The sequence below is a fragment of the Paenibacillus sp. FSL K6-4396 genome (genome assembly GCF_038002525.1).
In the GTDB taxonomy this organism is placed as follows: domain Bacteria; phylum Bacillota; class Bacilli; order Paenibacillales; family Paenibacillaceae; genus Paenibacillus; species Paenibacillus amylolyticus_B.
On the sequence record NZ_JBBOCR010000001.1, the window covers coordinates 6,439,866 to 6,459,344 of the forward strand.

The following is a 19,479-nucleotide window of genomic DNA, read 5'->3' on the forward strand; positions in this document are numbered from 1 at the left end:
CATTGACATCCATGAAAAGGACCTGCCCCTTTAGAGTAAGGGACAGGTCCTTCCTAAATTGATTCGATATATCAAATGAACTAACTCAAGGTTTTAGGGAATAGACCTGTACTTTTCTTAAGTAGCTCTACAGCAATTTTAGCAGCTTCAGCACGAGTCATATTGCCTTTTGGATTGAATTGGAATTGTGCTTTCTTAGATCCAGCTACTGTAACCGGACTTCCATCCATAATTTTGGCTTTGGTTACGGCTTGTATAGCTGGTCGTGCATAATATTCGATTGAACCAGAATCCATAAATGACTTACCTAATGCTTGCGACAGTTTGTCGTCATTAGCAGCCAGTTTAGCATTCATGGCGCGGGCAATCATTACCGCCGCATCTTCTCTTGATATTGGTAACTGCGGCTGGAAGAAGCCGTCACTGCGTCCCGTAATGATACCTACACGTGCTGCAGTTTCAATAGCTTCATAGTTCCAAATCTCCGCTCCCGTACCTTTTCCTACATCACTGAAGGTCTGCTGTGTTGGCGTTGTAATTGGAATATTCATGCCTTTTACCAGCAACGTTGCGAACTCTCCACGAGTTATACGATCATCTGCACCGAATGAGTTACTTTTCAAAGGCTTCATCAGCCCTTTAGAGTACATCGCATTAAGATAGTTTCTTGCCCAAGGGTGATTAGTAATGTCCGCATAGCTTTTGCTCTGTTTCATTACTTTATAATATCCAAATTCATCGAATGGGACTGTAATGGTATGTTTCTTCGTATCAACCTTGCCGCCAATAGGAACCCATGTCCCTGTTTTGGTTCTATCGGAAAGACGGAATACCGTAATTGTAGCACCAACATCATCCACAATAGACGGATCATAGTTCAAAATTAATGATCCTCGACTAGACGGCGTGAGAATACGCTCAGGAGCGAATGTAGAGAAAATCCCTTCCATACTGTAAGGAGTGAGACCATCCGTCCCTGGTTTATAGCTGCTATCACTCTTGCTACCCTGTTCACCGACTCCACCGTTAATCCAGTAAATATCTGAGATTAGGGTAAAGTCACCTGTATCCAGTGAAGATGCGAAATTCCCTGAGACAGCAAGCGGTATTTCAATTTTCGGCTTATTCTCTCCACCAATCTCGGTGTCATAACCATAATCATTGATCTTCTCAACAATCCCTTTTTTCGGTTCCGCAATACCAAACAACAGTTTGTTATTTGGATAAAACTTTGTTACACCGATTGAGTTTTGAGACTGTAACACAGTGCCTTTCGGGAAAGACAACTGCAGGTTTTTATTAAACGCCGTATATTTATTGGCAACCTTCGGAGCCATATACTCCGAATTTGTCGTTACTGCACTAGTGTAGTAAATAGATATCGTATCATTAATTTTCCCGCCTGGACGGGTAATTTCAATCTTCACTTTATTCTCTTTATCCGCCTTCAAATCTACATAATCAAGCACAAAACGATTGTTTAAGTCTGTACGTTTCTCAGCTATGTCTTTACCAATCTTCACTTGAGTTGCGCCTTCTGCTTCAATATCGAAGCGGACAAAGTTTTTATTAACAACGATCTGATCACCCACTGTAGGTTGTGGAGCTAAAATCCGATAAGATGCTGGCTCACGTACAATCTCGATTCTTTGAGTAGAACGAGCCCCTGTGCTGTTAATTAACTCAAGTGTATACACTTGTGTTCCAGGCGCATCAAATTTCAAGCCGCGAATCCGGCCAATAAATGCATCTTGATTACCCGCAAAGTCTGACCCGGTATAATCAGCCGTATCGCCAGTATCTTTACTCTGAAGCACATTATCATTATTCAATGTTTGGCTGAAAATGACTTTTGATCCAAAGCTCAGATTTACATTCTGGGCCCCAGCACCTCTGAATACCAAGTCAAACTCTTTTTCACTCGTTACATATTTTTCATCTTTAAAGATAAAATCAGGAGTCACCGCAAAAATTCTGCTTAGCTTCTCTTGTGTGTAATTGCTAATTACCGAATTATCAAAAGACTCTCTGCTTGTTGGAATACGCGTTGGCATAAATGTAGATATGGTTGAATGATAAGTATCGATCACATTGATTTTCAGCAAGGTTGTAATTGTTTTGGGCCTTCCGCCCCCATCATCAACTACGGCACGAAGTTCAATCGTATTTTCTCCATAGTATATTGGACCATTCCGCTTGATCGGTAAGCTGAATTTGAATTTCTGAGTTTTTGGAAATTCGATTACAGGAATAGGTGTTGGAGGCTCAACATCTAAAGTAGGCCCCGTCACCAGTCCTGTGGCAGTCGTTGCAGTCAATTGACCATTCACAATCATCTCTGCTTTCAAAGCAGTCAGATCTTTGAAGCCAAGCAATTCTCCCTCTACATTAACGTATTGCTTCCCTGCAGAGGAGTCAAACTCATAAGTTTCTCCTGTTTGCAAGCTTCCAACATAGATCGAACTGATCGTTGCATAGGTAACTTCAACGAATTTAGACAACTCAGGCTCTGGTGTATCACTGAAGGAGAAGCGAAGTTGCTGCTTACCACTTGCAAGACCATTAATTTCATATACTTGTTGTTTATCAGTTAATCCTAAGACAGTCGTAACTTTTGTCATATCCACCGTCTTAAGCCCTGATGGCAGATAAGCCCCTTTGAGAACAGGCTCTGGCGTCTTATCAAGTGAGCTACTCGATTCTACGAGAATATACAGTTTATCCTCTTGTAATGTCGCGCCGTTAAGCGGTACTTTGGACGTAATTGCAGTTCCTGGTTTGAAGTTAGGCAGGTAGTACAGGTTCGTGATGTCTTGTGAACCAGGCGAGTATAAATAACTGGTTGTATATTCTGCACTGAATTCACCCTGAGCTACCTTTACAGTAAGAGATTGATTCTTGCCTGCAGTCAAATCGTATACATCATTAGACGTAAATGATACTATTCGATATTTTACAGTTCTTCCGTCAGGCCCTGTAATCAACTTTTCATCATTAGCATTAATAATAACGTTGTAGGTTTGTCCTTGAACGGTCACTACACCTTCATCAGCGAATTTACCACTGCCTTCGGCATAAGGAATTAACACTTGTCCAGACAACTTTGCTGTGGTTTGGTTCGCTTCCGTAAATGTCACCTTTTCGTTTCTACTCAGTACTGATTTTTTTTCAGTACCAATCTCTACCTGAAGATCTATAAATGGTTTTGTTTTATCAAAGTAATAAACGATCCGTTCTGTTTCAATGCCGTTAGGCTGACCTTCAATTTTAAACTTCAGGATGTTTTTGCCCGGCAGCAACTTAATTTGTGATGCAAAAAAACTGCCATCTGAAGTAACTGGTGGATCAACAGGCTCTGCACCATTCACTGAAAGCGAAACCTGTGTTGCATTTTTAACCGTTCCTTGGAAATCGACACGTTCGGTATCAACTACCGTCTCAGTTCCCTCATTCAAGTTGTAGCTTACACCACCACCTGGAACAGTTCGATCTGTATATAGCACAAAATTCTCAATATAAGGAGCTGGATCATACATCACATAGAAGCTATCGGAGCTTTCTACAGAACTGTTACCCTGTGTTCCAATAAACGTAATCTTGTTAAAACCTGAAAATAGCGCAACATTATCTGCAGTAAAGCGATTACTTCCACTATCAGTAATAGCCGTTATGACAGAACGTGTCTCGTCTGGAATCCACTTTTTAAGAGTTCCTACTTCGACTAATTTCAGCTGTTCGACCTTTACCTTGAGACTAGAGCCACTGACCATTGCAAATGTACCTGTAATTGTCAACGATGAGGTAGGACTCTTGTACACCAAATCTCGGGACAGGAAATTGGAATTATCCTTCGATGGATCAAAAGTTAGCGAGAGTCTGGAGCTCTCCCGAATGGTTTGGTCCGAAGGTGTGAAGTATGTGGAAAATGCGTCAGCTGCCGAAGCAACGGAACCACCGAATAGACCTTGTGGGAACAATGAGAACACCATGGTGACCAACATGATCCAGACCAACGGCCGTTTCTTTTGTTGCATTAAATATCATCTCTCCTCTTTTTAAGTCAGTTACCTTTATATATCGGCAAAAGGTTCCAATTATTTAGTAAAAATCTCAAAATAAACAAAAAACCTTATCCACAAGGGATAAGGTTGGGTCTGGAATAATATTCAAAAATAGCTGTAACCATTACATTTATCTATTTATGATTTCGAACGGGTCTCCGGATTCAGCTTGACGCGCATGCGCATCAGGAAGTTGATAACCGGTCTTCTCGTCTTGCTAACAAGCCCGATAACTTCTGCCCCCACCTGGAGGAAGAACATCATGATACAGATGACCACAAACGTTACCCAGTTCGCTTCGAACATGGCAGCGGAAGATTGGATAATGGCCAGAACTCCGAAGAATGCGGCAATTCCATAAATGATCAGTACCGTCTGACGGTGACTGAATCCAAGTTCACGCAAGCAGTGATGCAGGTGACCTTTGTCCGGTGCGAAAATCGGTTTCCGTTGTACCGCACGACGGATAATCGCGAAGAAGGTATCCGAGAGCGGCACACCGATAATGATCAGCGGGGTAATGAAGGACACGATTGCAATTTGTTTGAATCCGAGCATTGATAGCATCGCCAGAGAGAAACCAAGGAATAGCGATCCGGTATCCCCCATGAAGATCTTGGCTGGGTGGAAGTTGAAAAACAGGAATCCAATGATGCTACCCAACAACACGAGGCACATCAAGGCAATCATCATGTTACCCATCAGGAAGGACATCACGGCAATGGTACCAATTGCAATACCAGATACACCGGCTGCCAGACCATCCAGACCATCAATCAGGTTAATCGCATTGGTTACACCAACGATCCATAAGATCGTCAGCGGAATGGATACCCAAGCTTCGAGTGAAGAATAGGAATCCTGAAAAGGAATGTTAACGAAATCTACCCGGATATTAAATCCGAATACAACGACAGAAGCAGCAACGATCTGACCAAGCAACTTCACTTTGGCTGACAGTTCAAACCGATCATCGAGTGCTCCGATCAGCACAATAATTGTTCCACCAATCAGAAACGCGCTGACAAAACTCATATCCCGAGTTGTGAACCATGCCGATACAAACGGAAGCAATGCAGCAACTGTAATAATAAAGGCCAGGAATATCCCCAGACCACCAAGACGAGGCATGATCCGTGTGTGTACTTTACGTGCATTCGGCGTATCCATTGCGCCAATGCGGACTGCGAACTTTTTGACAAGTGGTGTCAGGGCAAGAGCCAGTCCCATTGACACGATAAATCCAATGATAAAGATCGCTACCATTTGAACATTCGACCCCCAATTATAATACCAGTACGAAATTATAAATCCCCTGATCTCTTTTTATATATAAAAAATTATTTGTTAGTCACTTTTGATGAAAAATTTTGTTACACGATAACGGAGAGTGCAAGGAAAACTAGAGAAGTGTAACGTTCGCATTTATCACCGGATTTCATCCTTTGGAAAAGGATAAAAGGAAATCTGGGGATAACGGCGATCGACAGGTTGCCTTGCAATCGTAGTGCCAAGTGTAACGCTTCTGTTTTCATGGAGTGGCACACATGTAATCCGGAATGAATTATACGCTCATCACACCCGAAAAGCCATCCTCAATTTCTAGCAAAAACACGCATTTATCTCGCAATTACCTGTTTTTAACGGACTTTCGTCACGTTTTCTTTGTCACGCATCACCTTAACAGCGAATTTCGGAAGCGCAAGCATCCGGCCAGCCCGGCTTGGTTCGCGCAATAAGCGATAGAACCACTCCAGTCTTAACTTTTGGAACAGCATAGGCGCACGTTTCGTTTTACCCGAAATCACATCAAAGCTGCCGCCAACGCCCATGGTTACGGGAACCTGCAGGGCATCTTTGTGTTTGTGAATCCACGGTTCTTGTGTGTCGGCCCCACGTGCTACAAACAACAGATCAGGTGCCGCTTCCCGAATGGAAGCGATGACCTGTTCATCCTCAGCCGGACCAAAATAACCGTCGCGATAACCCACAATTCGAATCGCCGGATATTGCTGTTGTAACCGAACTGCCGTTTCTTGAATCACCTCAGGGGTGGAACCAAGCAGATATACGCCCCATCGATAGTTTTCTCCAACACGCAGCAATTCATGTAAAAGCTCAAATCCCGGCACTCGCTCAGCTACAGGATCTCCACAATAATTCGCAGCCCATACGACACCTGTTCCATCAGGAACGATCAATTCCGCAGCTTGCATGACTTCCATAATTGCGGGATTTTCCAGTGCAGCCATAACCATAATGGGGTTAGCTGTAATGACCTGGTGTGGTTGCTTGGACAGCACAGCTTCCTGGAGAACCTTTACCGTTTCTTTCATCGTCAGTTTGGAAAAAGGAATGCCGTAGATCGAAACGGTAGGTATTGATCCGGTCTGACTCATCTTTATCTCATCCTTTGCGGCCTAAATAGTTAATAATCTGCTGTGCAGGCACTCTGGCTTCCTGCTTCAGTTGGGTGATGCCTTCTTCATGTTCCTTCAACCACTGTGAACGTTGATCCAGCAGTCCAACAACAGTCTTGGCGAGTTTGTCGCCATCGAGTGTATCCGTATTGCCTGCTGGTTCACTGTCCAGACGAAGCAGGAATTGATCAATTTTCGGATCATACGAGATACCCACCGGAGGCACATATTGCGAAGCTGCATAGATCAGACTGTGCAGGCGCATACCGATGACGAGATCACACTTGCTGACTTCCTCCAGCATAAGCTGTGGGTCGGTCAGATCTTCTGTGATGCTAATCTCGCTGCCTTTGCTGGTCACATCACCGAGCATTTCCATAAGAAATCGTGATGCCTGTTCATCAACCGGCAAATGAAATGGCAGAAAACGCAAGTGCACCGCTCTTTTGGAGCACAGTTTTTTCAATCCGGCGGCAATAGCCGTAAGTTCCTTCCGGTCTGACTCCCAGAAACGTACCGATACGCCGATCACAGGAAGCTTGGTATGTCCTCCAGTTGAAGGTTCCACTCGATTAGCTTGAGTAGCAGCATTTGCTGAGACAGCACCTGCGCCCCTCTCAACTTTTGTTTCAGGTAATGGCAAACCCATTACGGGGTCGGGTACAACATGGATCTGATTCCACTGTAACCCAAGCCCACGCAGGTAGTCTGCAGATTGTTCATCCCGAACGGATACATAGGTACAGGCCTTGAAGACCGATTTGATCATCGGATTAAAAATTTTACGATTCACAGGGCCAATCCCCTGTGCATAGATAAACGTTGGTTTTTTCAGCCACTGGGCCAGCTTGATTACACCCAGATAATAAGGAATGGATTTCAGTCCAGTTGCATCCTGCAATAGACTTCCTCCACCACTGATTAACCCATCGCTCTCCTTGAGTGCTTCACGGACTTCCTTCAATTTCATACGATGCACGGAGCGCACACCGTACATGGCGGTTGTCGACTCAGGATCACCCGAGAGAACTATAGGTTCAATCGTTATGTTCGACCTTTGGCTTTCCTCTTCCAGCGCTGTCAAAATCGACTTTAGCACCGCTTCGTCTCCGCTATTGCGGAATCCGTAATACCCCGAGATGACTAACTTTTGAGAAGTGGTGACCATTTTTTCCAACATCCTTCCGCTACTTGCCACACACCCACAGCAATGATACCGAAGATTAAGCCAAGTCCCAATCCCATCACTCCACGAATGAGTGACAATACAGCCGGCGTATGGATATGCGCGAACGTATCCACCATGGACAACTGTCCAATCGCTGCAATAATGAGCACAAAGATGACTTTACGATATTTTAAAGCGGCGAACACGCCAACGATAAATAGCGGGTGTCCCAGCATAAATTCTTTGAATCTCGGCCGCACACCGAACGTATCTTCCAACGTGGTACGAAGGAACATCTCGAATGGTGTTACTGAACCCGAGTTGCCTGTACGGCTCAAGTAATAGTACCCAACAACGGCAGCAACCAATGCCAAAACAACCATTAAAACATTAATTGGCATACGAAGCATTTCTTTAATTTTCTTAATAGAGAACGAACCCGAACCACGATAAAACACAATATAGATCGCTACCAGTGCCATAGGTGCAAAGTGCAACAGACTCACGCCACGGAACTGGTTAATCACCAGACTGTACGTAATGCTGTTAAGCAACGCGATAACAAAAGGTACGGCCAGGAACGACAGAATCGAAGTTCTTACATATAAAACTATAGTCTGTTTCAAACGACGACCCGCAGATGCGTCGGGTTGACGCTGTTGCTGATAGTTCACTGTACGAACGGCCAGCACCATCGCTATGGTCGGCGCGGCTATGGCCACAAGCAAGGCAATTCCTTGCTCTAGCAGCGTTGGTTTCAAGAGGAACAATCCTGCACTGCCCACCAAAGTAACCACAAATGCGATCAAGGTCAGTAGTGGGATAAAATAAGAAACCATAAGTGCAATCATGGCAATTGCACCAACAAGAGCAACCAGCTTGGCATAACGCTGAATCGAGGAATCCTTAACTGTGAATGCCTCAGCTTGTCCTAGCTCGAATCCATGCTTTGCCATGCGTTCTACGGCATGACCCGGCTCACCCAGGCTGTTGATCAGATTCTCAATTGGATCTGTAATCATGGCCTTTGCTGTATTCCGGCTTGGTGATGCATTCATATAGAGCATACGAATGTTGCGATCCTTAGTTGCGAGAACAAAACGGTCAGCGATCGTGTCTACGTCCAGATTGGCATCTCCATCACTAAGCGAGTACAGACGCGTAACGTTGTAATCCGTTTTATAAGCAAGGGTCTGGAACCCAGACTGCGGTTTCTTCAAGTTTTCAATGGCTGCAAGACCAATATTGTGCTTATTCAGCAACTGTGCGAATTGGTCGAGACTTTTCATCTCTGCATTATCATTGTACCCTTTCACAGCATCACCATCAAACAAGATGCGCTTTACGCCATTCTCCTCGAAGAAGGTAAGCAAGCGCTCCATCGATTCCTGGCTGTATGGCACACTGTCCGAGATCCGCGGCAAAATGTAGAAACCTTTATCACGCAGCATCTTCACAGCAACCGGATCGGGCTGCAAAGGCTGCATGTTGGCATTCTCCGGAGGAGTCTGCAATATTAAGCCGCTACGACCTTCATATTCCCATGGTTGCACCGGAATCTGCCGATCAGCGAACGTTTGTTCAATAATAGGGGTATACGTCTGTGCGTTTTCCTCCGATGTAAATAACACATACGTGTAATTTGCATTAGAAGGGATCACATCTTTAGTCAGGTTCGCGAGATCCTGGCCGTTATATACCATTAGTCGGCGTGTCTTTCTCAGCTCGTCCAATGTACTTTCGAACACAGCCATCGTTGTTACGCCTGCGTCTTTTAGACGAGTCAATTGTTCATTCATGAAATCTTGCGGATGTGCCTGATATGCGGAGATATCCAGCAATCCTCGATAGTTAAAGACAAGCTCCACCTTTTTGGCAGAAGATTCTGTCTGCACCCGATCACTGATTACAGGGATGGACGCGACCAGACCGATAATAACGACGAGCCACAACCACTTCCGAGAAGCGTTATTCCAATAAAGCCATTTTTGACGCACTACATGTACCTCCTCAAGTGTTGGAACCAAATGCACGTTCAGCTCAAGTAATTCGTTCATTTAACATTTATACAATAGGTTACAAACAGCTTGTGTCAACAAGCCCTCTAATATGCCATATAGATTGAACTAAAGCATTATTTACACTTGCCACTTCGATGACAGAACAACCTTCCGATCGCTGTTATCCCCGATTTTTTGATTAATTTTATGAAGGTGAAAATCTTGCGATAAAGGCGAACGTTCCACTTCTTCAGGTTATTTCTGTCCTCTACGTTCTCGTGTAAACGTTTAGTTCAATTTATATAGAGCCATCTGTAATATTATTTCAAAGAAAAACCCCTCCGCCAACCAACCTTACGGTGCGGAGAGGCCTTCTCATGTTCTTGCTCATTGTTGCATTCGTATTATTGTGCGTCTACACGCGACATCACTGTAGTCACCAGACGCTCGATCCGGCTTTCCGCATCTTCCAAATTCTCTCCACGAACAGCGAAGTATACTTTGATCTTCGGTTCAGTTCCTGAAGGGCGCAAGCAGAACCATGAACCGTCTGCCAAAATGAACTTCAGTACGTTCTCCTTCGGAAGACCGTCCAGACCAAGGGAGTAGTCCAGTACATCTTGTACAGCAATTCCCGCTACTTCTTGTGGCGGATTGGAACGCCAGTCCGTCATTTTGGCCTGAATCTGAGCTACGCCGTCTTTGCCTTTCAGCGTACGGGACTCCAGCTTCTCCAGGAAGTATCCAAATTGGTTGTACAGCTCTTGCAAGACATCATACAACGTCTTGCCTTGGCTCTTATAATACGCAGCTGCTTCAGCAATCAGCATCGAGGCAAGGACAGCATCCTTGTCACGGGCATAGTTACCTGAAAGGTAGCCATAACTCTCTTCATATCCGAACAAGAAAGTATGACTTCCTGTTGCTTCGAACTGGTTCATTTTTTCACCAATATATTTGAAGCCTGTCAGTGTGTTCATCACTTCTGCACCGTAATGTTCTGCAATGACAGCACCCATCTCACTTGTCACGATCGTTTTGACAACCGCACCGTTGCTTGGCAGTGTTCCGGTCTCTTGCAGACGACTCAGCAGATAATGTACCATAATGGCACCAGACTGGTTACCGGACAAGACGAAATATTTGCCATCGTTGTCTTTCACCACAGCACCCATACGGTCTGCATCCGGATCTGTTCCGATCAAAATGTCAGCGCCCACAGATTCCCCCAGCTTCATTGCAAGCGTAAACGCTTCGCGTTCTTCCGGGTTAGGGGATTTCACAGTAGAGAACTCAGCATCCGGCTGTTCCTGTTCAGCTACAATGTGCACTTGCTCGAATCCGATCTGCTCCAGCACTCGACGTACAGGGATGTTGCCCGTTCCGTGCAGCGGTGTGTAAACGATTTTAAAGTCACGGCCTATGCCGGATTGGATCAGTTCGCGGCTCAGACTGCGGCTTGCTACGGTATCCACAAACGCTTGGTCTTGGTTTTCACCCAACCAGATCAAGAGCCCCTGCGCTTCTGCTTCTTCTTGCGTCAGCTTTTTCACGTCAGCAAGGGAAGGCACTTCCTGGATGTACCGAATCACTTTTTCCGCTTCATCCGGTACCAATTGACCGCCCTCATGATTGTAGACTTTATATCCGTTATATTCCGGTGGGTTATGGCTCGCTGTTACAACGATCCCTCCAGTCGCCTTCTGATGACGCACTGCAAATGACAACTCAGGAGTTGAACGAAGGGATGGGAACAGCTTGGCTACAATGCCGTTTCCAGCCAGTACAAGCGCAGCATCCAGTGTGAATTCAGGTGAGAAATGACGGGAATCATGAGCAATGACAACAGAAGGTTTACCTTCTTGGTCACCATGTTGCTCAAGCAAATAACGCGCAAATCCTTGCGTTGCCCGACCTACGGTGTAACGGTTCATCCGGTTGCTTCCGGCACCAATGACTCCGCGCAATCCACCTGTACCAAACTCCAGGTTTCTGTAAAAACGTTCCTCCAGCTCTTTCGGCTGATCCTGCAAGTCACGAAGCTCCTGTTTCGTTGCTTCATCAATCGAAGCATCCTCCAACCATTGCTGCAACGTCTCTGCTGCTGCTGTGCTTAACTGTTCCATTCTGATAAACCCCTTCCGTCTATATAAATTCAGGTGTGCTGAGTTACTTCAGCATCTTGTATCATTCGGTCCGTCTACGTTCCTGCATGATGTAGATGCTCACGTATGTAATCAGCTTGGGTCAGACAGTGCAAACATGATCTCGCCTTCAGCGACCACTTTGTCGTTCACTCGGGCAGTTGCTTTACCTTTACCAATCGAACCCTTGAGACGTGTAATCTCCACTTCCAGAATCAACGTATCTCCGGGCACAACTTGTCCACGGAATCGGAAGTTGTCCAGTCCCGCCAAAAATCCGATTTTTCCTTTGTTGCCTTCCAAATTCAGAATGGCTACCGCACCAACTTGAGCTAGTGCTTCTGTAATCAGTACACCCGGCATTACTGGATACTCTGGGAAATGACCAATGAAGAAAGGTTCGTTAATGGTTACGTTTTTCAAACCAACGGCACGTTTGCCATCCTCAATCTCTAGAATCTTGTCCACCAGCAGAAACGGGGGGCGGTGCGGGATGATTTCTTGAATCTGTTTGATATCGAGCACAGTGTAATCTCCTCTCAGGATGTTTATATGAGCGTTCTTCATCATGGATTTTTCATGTGCGCATAGGTGACCGTTACGGTTACGGATCGTTCTTTCGATCGCTGTTGTTTCCTAATGTTTCTGAATTATTTTCAGATGGATAACATTAGGAAACAAAGGCGAGCGCTTCGCTTCTTTCGAACGATTCCGTTCCCTCCACTGACTTTAGTGCGAACATGGAAAACCTGATTATGATCAAGTCGAAGCTCATATAAATGGGTTTTTAATTTTAAATTTTTGTATGGAAAGCATATTTTCGGTTAACACTAGTTATATCCTTCATGACTGCAGTAGTGAAGGTTAAGATAAGGGGTCTCTCTTCGCGATGACGAATGTCTTTCGCAGGGGAGGCCTCTTTTGTGACGTCAAACGTCATCCATCATTATACTGTTTTCAACGTCAAAAAGAAAACTCCTGCCTGCGCAGGAGTTTTCGCTTTACTCGTTACATTATGGAGCGAACACCAGATTGTACACATGTTCCCATGTACTCCATTGCCATACGGAACCGATATCCTGTTTGCCCAGTACCACATATCCAGCTACCATTCCGCCAGCAAGGGCAAGAACAAGCAGGACCGGGACCAAGAACCATCTTGCGATGCGCCATCCACTCTTCTTCTTCTTGACTTCCTTTTTCTCTGGCTTACTGTTCTGCTGCTGTGTTTCTGTCATCACATTCACCTTTTACGCTCTCATATTGTTGGCAAGACCCAACATGGAATCACTTGAAGTTAGCGCCTTTGCCGCCAGTTGATATGTCCGCTGTCCTTGCATAAGCAAAGACATCTCCTGTGTCATATCCACATTGGATTGCTCCAGATATCCTGGACGAATCATGGCAACCGCTTGACGTGTAGCTGCATTAGCGCCAAATACATCATCCTCGGTTAATCCCGCATCCAAGCCAAAGAGGTTATCCGCATATTGTACCAGACCTTCAGGGCGTTCAATGTCTACCACTTGCAGTTGTGCCCCAATGGTTGCGTTCGCCCCATTACCACGTCGGATTAACAGGTTGCCATTTTCATCAAAAGCAACTTTGCTATTATTCGGTGCCGTAATACGATTACCTTGACGATCCAGGGCAAAGTGGCCTTCACCATTGACCATCACCATCATATCAGGTGAATTCGGAGTAGGCTTAGGTCTTGTATCAGGCACAAAATGAAATGCACCCTGACGTGTCCACATTTTCTCCCCGTTCGCTTCAACTGCAAACATGGCATTTCCTTCAATGGCCAGATCGGTCGGAAGGCCGGTCTCGTTCAAGGGGCCTTGAGACATATCCTTCGTCACATCCGCCAAACGAGCGCCAAAACCGAGGTTATATCCCATCGGTGTGGAGCGTCCATCCAGTTTGTACTTGTCCGGTTGTTGTTGCACCCGGGTCAGCACATCCTCGAAGGCCGCTTGCTTGCTCTTATAGCCTGCCGTATTCACGTTGGCAATATTATCGGCAATGACATCCAGTCGTTGCTGTATGGCAGTCATGGAAACCTTGGCACTAATCATGGAATTATTCATCGGTGGTTACCCTCCCGCTGCGCGGTTATATTTAAACGTCGGCGTTATACACGCCCGACTTCATTGACGGCTTTATCCAGACTGCGGTCGTAGAATTGTACGATCTTCTGGTTTGCTTCATACGCACGGAATGCGGCGTTCATATCAACCGTTGCCTGTGAGGCATCGACATTAGAGCCTTCCAGGTATCCCTGACGGATCTGCACATTATCACCGGCAGCCATCATCCGGGACGTTGCCCCGTTTGCATCACTAAGACTGAAATTGCCATCACCTTGACGAACCAGTTGATTCGGCTGGTCAATGACACTAATGCCGAGAGTAACCCCTGTCGGTGCACCCGTTGTTGCATCCACCAAACGGCCTTGCTCATCCACTTTAAATTGCTCTACGGAACCTGTCAACACTACAGGTTGTCCATTATTATCCAACACTTGTGAACCTGTTGAACTCAGCAATTGTCCCGTTCCAGTAATTTCGAAGTGACCATCGCGTGTATATCCGGTGTTACCTTCTGCATCCTGAACTGTAAAATACGCCTGAGGCTGGTAAGTCACCGTGCCGTCGGCCCGTACAAATTTGCCTGATGCGTCAAACGGGACAGGTTGTCCAGTCTGCGGATCATTGACAGTCATATTGGATGAAATGGAAAAATCATTTTTCTGCCCAGTCTCCATAATGGTCCCCTGCAAATTCATGGACAAACTCTCTTCCGCGAACACCCCCGTGTTCAGCTTGCCCAGCCGCTTTGTCGGGAGATTTGCATCTCCGCCTACCAAGGTAATGAGCATTTCCGGGAAGGAACGGCTTACGCTGTTCACCTGTTTGTATCCCGTGGTGTTCATATTTACGATATTCTGTGTTGCTGTGTCATGGCGGCGTTGTTGCGTAATCATTCCCGCAGTAGCGGTGTACAGACCTCTTAACATGAATTAACCCCTCTCCTCAAGCGCTTGACCTGCATCACAGGTTGGCTGCTTGTCCGTTCTGCTTTCCGAGCATGGCGAACCTTTGCTATTTATATCGGCAGATTAGAACTTTTTCTTAACCACCTGATCCAAATTATTAAGCATTATGCCTGTCCCCTTCACGACACAGTGCATTGGATCTTCCGCAACCCATACAGGTACATGCAATTCATTGGACAAAAGCTCGTCCAGTCCGTTCAGCAATGCACCTCCACCAGTCAATACAACACCACGGTCGATAATGTCCGCTGACAATTCAGGCGGTGTACGTTCCAATACCGACTTCGCTGCGACGATGATAGATTGCACGGAATCCCACAGCGCTTCCTGTACTTCTTTTCCCGATACCGTTACGGTAACTGGCAGACCGGATACCATATCGCGTCCGCGAATATCCATCTCCGTTTGGCCTCCATCCGGATGCACGGAACCAATCGCAATTTTGAGATCTTCAGCGGTCCGTTCACCGATCATGAGCTTGTACTTGGCTTTGATAAACTTGATAATGGCTTCGTCGAACTTGTCCCCTGCGACTTTAATAGAAGAGGCGGTGACCACGTCGCCCATAGACAGGACTGCAACGTCAGTCGTACCGCCGCCGATATCCACGACCATATTGCCGCTCGGCTGAAAAATATCCATTCCCGCACCAATCGCTGCCGCTTTCGGCTCTTCTTCCAGAAACACTTCTTTGGCACCGCTGCGTTCTGCCGCCTCACGGATGGCCTTCTGCTCCACGGAAGTAATGTTCGTTGGTGCACAGATCAAAATTCGTGGGTGGCTGTACCAGCTTCTTGCACCCACACGATTAATGAAATGTCTGAGCATCGCTTCTGTAATCTCGAAGTCCGCAATAACGCCGTCACGCAGCGGTCTAATGGCAACAATGTTACCTGGAGTACGCCCCACCATACGACGCGCTTCTTCCCCAACAGCAAGGACACGCTTCGTATCTCTTTCAATGGTCACGACGGAAGGTTCATCGAGGACAACCCCACTTCCTTTCACGTGAATAAGCACGTTGGCCGTGCCAAGATCAATACCGATATCCTTGCTAAACATAAAAGAGCCCCCAAAGTGATATTATTTGGTCAGCGTATCCTGTGAAAAAGAGTCCCTTATCACGTCACCGCTCGTTCGACAAAGTGCAACATATATATGTAAAAATCGGGCTGATAAGATGTCATAATTCGATCCTGTACCAGCATTTAACATATCATACTTCAGGGGAGGGATTCAATGCATGTGTGAGCTTTTTGGCCTACGTCTTTGTGAAGATGCTTACGATTTGGCGGAAGCCAACACCTCACGTTTCTTGCCACTCGTTTTTTTGTATTTAATTTTGGTCGCTTCACCGCCCCGCAAATGGCGGATGGACTTGTGATACTCCAAAATGTGTTTCACCTGGTCAGCAAGATCAGGGTTGATTTCCGGCAGACGCTCCGTCAGATCCTTATGCACAGTACTCTTTGACACGCCGAATTCTTTGGCTATGGTACGGACCGTATTCCTCGTCTCAACAATGCAGCGACCAATTTTGATGGTCCGTTCCTTGATGTAATCGTGCACGCTCCCGCCTCCCTACTGTGTGGATAGTTTGGTACATTATATGAGGAGCATGCCTATATATTCGCGGTTTAGAGGTGTGACAAGCTTCGAAGGTCCCATTATTTTCTGAAAAGCACAAAAAGAGCAGAGGTTCAACCCTCTGCCCATCATGTTGCTGCGGTAAAATTCATTTATTTTTCCGGAAGATATCCTTGCGGGTTAACTGGCTGTCCGTCTTCGTACACTTCAAAGTGAAGGTGATTGCCAAGCGTTTTACCCAATTCATTGACGCCAGCGGATGCAATCGCATCTCCCTGTTTCACTTCGTCGTCCTGTTTCACTTTGACGTCTGCCAAGCTTTGGTACACCGTCTTCAGGTTATCGCTGTGTGTGATTTCCACAACTTGACCTGTGAGCGGATTTTGCTCAACCCGGGTAACTTTACCGGCGAGTGCTGCTTTGACTTCAAACGTTTTGTTATCCCCACGTGCCAGATCCACACCCGTGTTCGGGATGAATGTATCATTGTACTGCACCATTGCCGCTTCATGTTCCTCGGTTGAAGCTTCGCTATCATAGAAAGGTTTTACTACCGAAATTTCGGACGGTACCGCTACCGGCCACACAAAATTCTCCGACTTTGCAACAACTTCCACACTTTCTTCTCCACCTACTGCTGTTCCTTCTGTACCCACCGATGCACCAGTTTCTACTGCTTCTTTAGCAGAGTCCGGGTTCATAGCTTTGTCGCCTGTTCCCTGATAGACCCACACTAAGGTTAGTATAATGCCTGCTGCTGCGATGTAGGCTGCCGGGAAGACCCAGCGTTTGGACATTGCTCTTTTCCATGAAGAGGGCTGACTAGCCGGTACTCCTTGAGTTGTTTTAGGAGTTTCTTCTTGGATTGATTTTTTGTTTTGTTCATTCATCTTAATCACCTCAGTAACAAGTGTTACCGGGTGCAACTCTTTTATACACGCGCGACTCTAATTATTTTCACGGAGGTTTCAGAGAGTGCTATATATATTGGAGATGAGTGTTAGTTCGTGCACCGCTTCGGGGCCAGAAACCCTTTCGACCGCTGGTTACTACCAGATTTCTTCTATCACCTTCTTCAAAGGTGAAATCCGGTAGTAAAGGCGGACGCTTTGCTTCTACAGGTCTTTTCTGCCCCCTGCGCTCTGCATACGCTAGCACTCTCCGCATATATAGCCAAGTCTTAAAACCTCCAGAAAGGGCGGTTGGTAAAAAGTGCGAATTGGCTTAATGACCAATCCTTCTCAGAAGTGAGTTTACTAGCAGAAAGCGAAATGATATAGGATGTGACTGGATACCGGCCGACTAAGGCTTTCCTGACGTCCTCATGCGTCAAAGCATTTATCTATCCATCGGTGTTCATCTCTCCTACTTCGATGCCAGCATCTTGGATGCCTGTCCGAATGAGATGCCTGTATAGTAGTGTTTGAGAATCTGGGTGGCCGTGTGTCCCTCCTGCGCCATGCCGTTTGCTCCCCATTGGCTCATGCCAACCCCATGCCCGTATCCATACGTTGTAATCTGGATTTCGTCACCTGTGGTCTTCCAACTGAACTGGCTGGATCTTAATCCGAGCAGTTTGCGAACTTCGGGTCCGCTGAATGTTTCACCTGCAATCTGCATTTCCTTAATCCGATGTCCTTTGGTTGTAGACAATACTTCCATCCACGATCCACCCTTCTGGGCGGTAACCGGAATGGCATCCAGATTCAACTTCTGTAGAATTTCGTTACGCTTCATAGTGACAGTCTGCTTGAATCCTGGTGCCAGGTTTTTGTCCCACGGACTGTCTACACTTTGCAGATACGGCACAGCGTTCCCCCATACATCCTCGGCATTCTCGGTATACCCATTACTTGTGGAAAAAAAGGATGCGGTGATCGCCTTACCCTGATATGTCATCACCGTATCTCGACTTTCGCGGACAGCCTGTTGCAGCTTCTCCCATTCCTTCGCCTTCCCTAGACGCGTCCAATCCGCTTTCACCTGATCTGGCGGAATAAACACCTGATGGCTGACCGTATCCGTCACATCCGCCGCACCCGATGGAACACCGCTTGTATCCCTCGCTGCTAACCTACGCACGATAAATGTACGAGCAGCGATTGCCTGCGCCTTTAACGCCTCCAGTCTGAATTCCGCCGGCATCTCAGCTGCCACAACCCCCGTAACATAGTCTTCCAATGGCAGATTCATCGTTGTGCCCGTTGCAGACAGGTATACGCGCACTTTAGGTTCAGGGTAGGTAACAGGAACTGCTGGCGCAGGAGCCGGGGTTCTTGTACTGCTTGAATCTGTTGGAGCAGGGATCGGTTTTGGTGATTCACTTGTCCGCGGCCATACCAGCATTACCGGAATCAGCAACGCCATTGCCAATAAGGCAGATACAGCGGCAGCGGGTTGCCATCGCTTCGTATTGCGTCCCCATCGGGGTTTTCGTCCAAATGTCCGCATTCGGCGACGCTTCACACGTCGGAACTGGTCCAGCTCAATAACGGGTATATGAATATGCTCGGTTGTCTTTCGGTTCAGTTCATCTGCCGACACCCGTCCTGGGTTTGATGATTTTGCAGACTGTGATGGAACAGTCCTCTGGTTCGATGGGGCAGGCTTGTCTTTTTCCACTCCAGAAACGGTATTCCCCTCCGGCTCTTGCATACCTGGACGAGGGACAAGGGGTACCTTTACCTGTACACGAGCTTCTTTCATTCGAATATAACCCTCCATTATCTATGGCCGGTCATGTGCCGGTCGTGTTGTTCAAATCCATAGTTTAGGTTATGAGCTGACTTGATCTGATAGAACCTGATTTGAGAGAAACGAGGCCCTTTTCGTTCTGTTCAATTTCCTGTTTTCTTTTGCTATGTACATCTTAGAAACGTTGATCTGTGGCTGAATACCGGTGTTTAATTGGAACCGACACCCTATATAAATTACACTCTTTCATTTGGTTCGGAATCGATACAGAATACGATGTTATGCTATACAAGGTTAGGACCAGCTATTAATAGAATCAGGTATCAAATATCTCGTTGTCTTCTTAA

At 46.3% G+C, this 19,479-nt stretch carries 14 protein-coding genes; all 14 read right to left on the reverse strand.

What is annotated here, in order from left to right; all coding sequences use genetic code 11:
* Positions 1-80 precede the first annotated feature (80 nt).
* Positions 81-4,034, reverse strand: a complete 3,954-nt coding sequence (locus MHB85_RS28220; protein WP_341074035.1) for an S-layer homology domain-containing protein — start codon at positions 4,032-4,034, stop codon at positions 81-83.
* Between the two features lie 165 nt (positions 4,035-4,199).
* Positions 4,200-5,327: a glycosyltransferase family 4 protein gene (locus MHB85_RS28225; protein ID WP_036612523.1), complete on the reverse strand. Its 1,128-nt coding sequence runs from the start codon at positions 5,325-5,327 to the stop codon at positions 4,200-4,202.
* Between the two features lie 374 nt (positions 5,328-5,701).
* Complete coding sequence (locus MHB85_RS28230; protein ID WP_307541757.1) at positions 5,702-6,460, reverse strand: WecB/TagA/CpsF family glycosyltransferase; 759 nt, start codon at positions 6,458-6,460, stop codon at positions 5,702-5,704.
* A gap of 7 nt (positions 6,461-6,467) precedes the next feature.
* A complete protein-coding gene (csaB, locus tag MHB85_RS28235; RefSeq protein ID WP_237177412.1) occupies positions 6,468-7,649 on the reverse strand; it encodes a polysaccharide pyruvyl transferase CsaB in 1,182 nt (393 codons plus the stop codon).
* Entirely contained in the window at positions 7,625-9,646 is a 2,022-nt protein-coding gene (locus MHB85_RS28240; RefSeq protein ID WP_105600125.1) for a DUF5693 family protein, read from the reverse strand. The genes csaB and MHB85_RS28240 overlap by 25 nt, the downstream gene beginning before the upstream one ends.
* A 407-nt stretch (positions 9,647-10,053) precedes the next feature.
* Entirely contained in the window at positions 10,054-11,775 is a 1,722-nt protein-coding gene (locus tag MHB85_RS28245; RefSeq protein ID WP_210109215.1) for a phospho-sugar mutase, read from the reverse strand.
* A gap of 111 nt (positions 11,776-11,886) precedes the next feature.
* On the reverse strand, positions 11,887-12,318 hold the full coding sequence (fabZ, locus tag MHB85_RS28250; RefSeq protein WP_036613058.1) for a 3-hydroxyacyl-ACP dehydratase FabZ: 432 nt from the start codon (positions 12,316-12,318) through the stop codon (positions 11,887-11,889).
* 488 nt (positions 12,319-12,806) lie between these two features.
* Entirely contained in the window at positions 12,807-13,031 is a 225-nt protein-coding gene (locus MHB85_RS28255) for a DNA-directed RNA polymerase subunit beta (protein ID WP_017691949.1), read from the reverse strand.
* Positions 13,032-13,043: 12 nt separating this feature from the next.
* A complete protein-coding gene (locus MHB85_RS28260; protein WP_091012963.1) occupies positions 13,044-13,883 on the reverse strand; it encodes a flagellar hook-basal body protein in 840 nt (279 codons plus the stop codon).
* A 44-nt stretch (positions 13,884-13,927) separates the two neighbouring features.
* Positions 13,928-14,812: a flagellar hook-basal body protein gene (locus MHB85_RS28265; protein ID WP_341074038.1), complete on the reverse strand. Its 885-nt coding sequence runs from the start codon at positions 14,810-14,812 to the stop codon at positions 13,928-13,930.
* A 102-nt stretch (positions 14,813-14,914) separates the two neighbouring features.
* Positions 14,915-15,913: a rod shape-determining protein gene (locus MHB85_RS28270; protein ID WP_076209800.1), complete on the reverse strand. Its 999-nt coding sequence runs from the start codon at positions 15,911-15,913 to the stop codon at positions 14,915-14,917.
* Between the two features lie 219 nt (positions 15,914-16,132).
* Positions 16,133-16,420 carry a sporulation transcriptional regulator SpoIIID gene (gene spoIIID / locus MHB85_RS28275; RefSeq protein WP_024632710.1) on the reverse strand — a complete coding sequence of 96 codons (288 nt, stop codon included), beginning with the start codon at positions 16,418-16,420 and terminating at the stop codon, positions 16,133-16,135.
* Positions 16,421-16,590: 170 nt separating this feature from the next.
* On the reverse strand, positions 16,591-17,328 hold the full coding sequence (locus MHB85_RS28280) for a M23 family metallopeptidase (protein WP_341074040.1): 738 nt from the start codon (positions 17,326-17,328) through the stop codon (positions 16,591-16,593).
* 475 nt (positions 17,329-17,803) lie between these two features.
* A complete protein-coding gene (spoIID, locus tag MHB85_RS28285) occupies positions 17,804-19,144 on the reverse strand; it encodes a stage II sporulation protein D (protein WP_105600132.1) in 1,341 nt (446 codons plus the stop codon).
* Positions 19,145-19,479 lie beyond the last annotated feature (335 nt).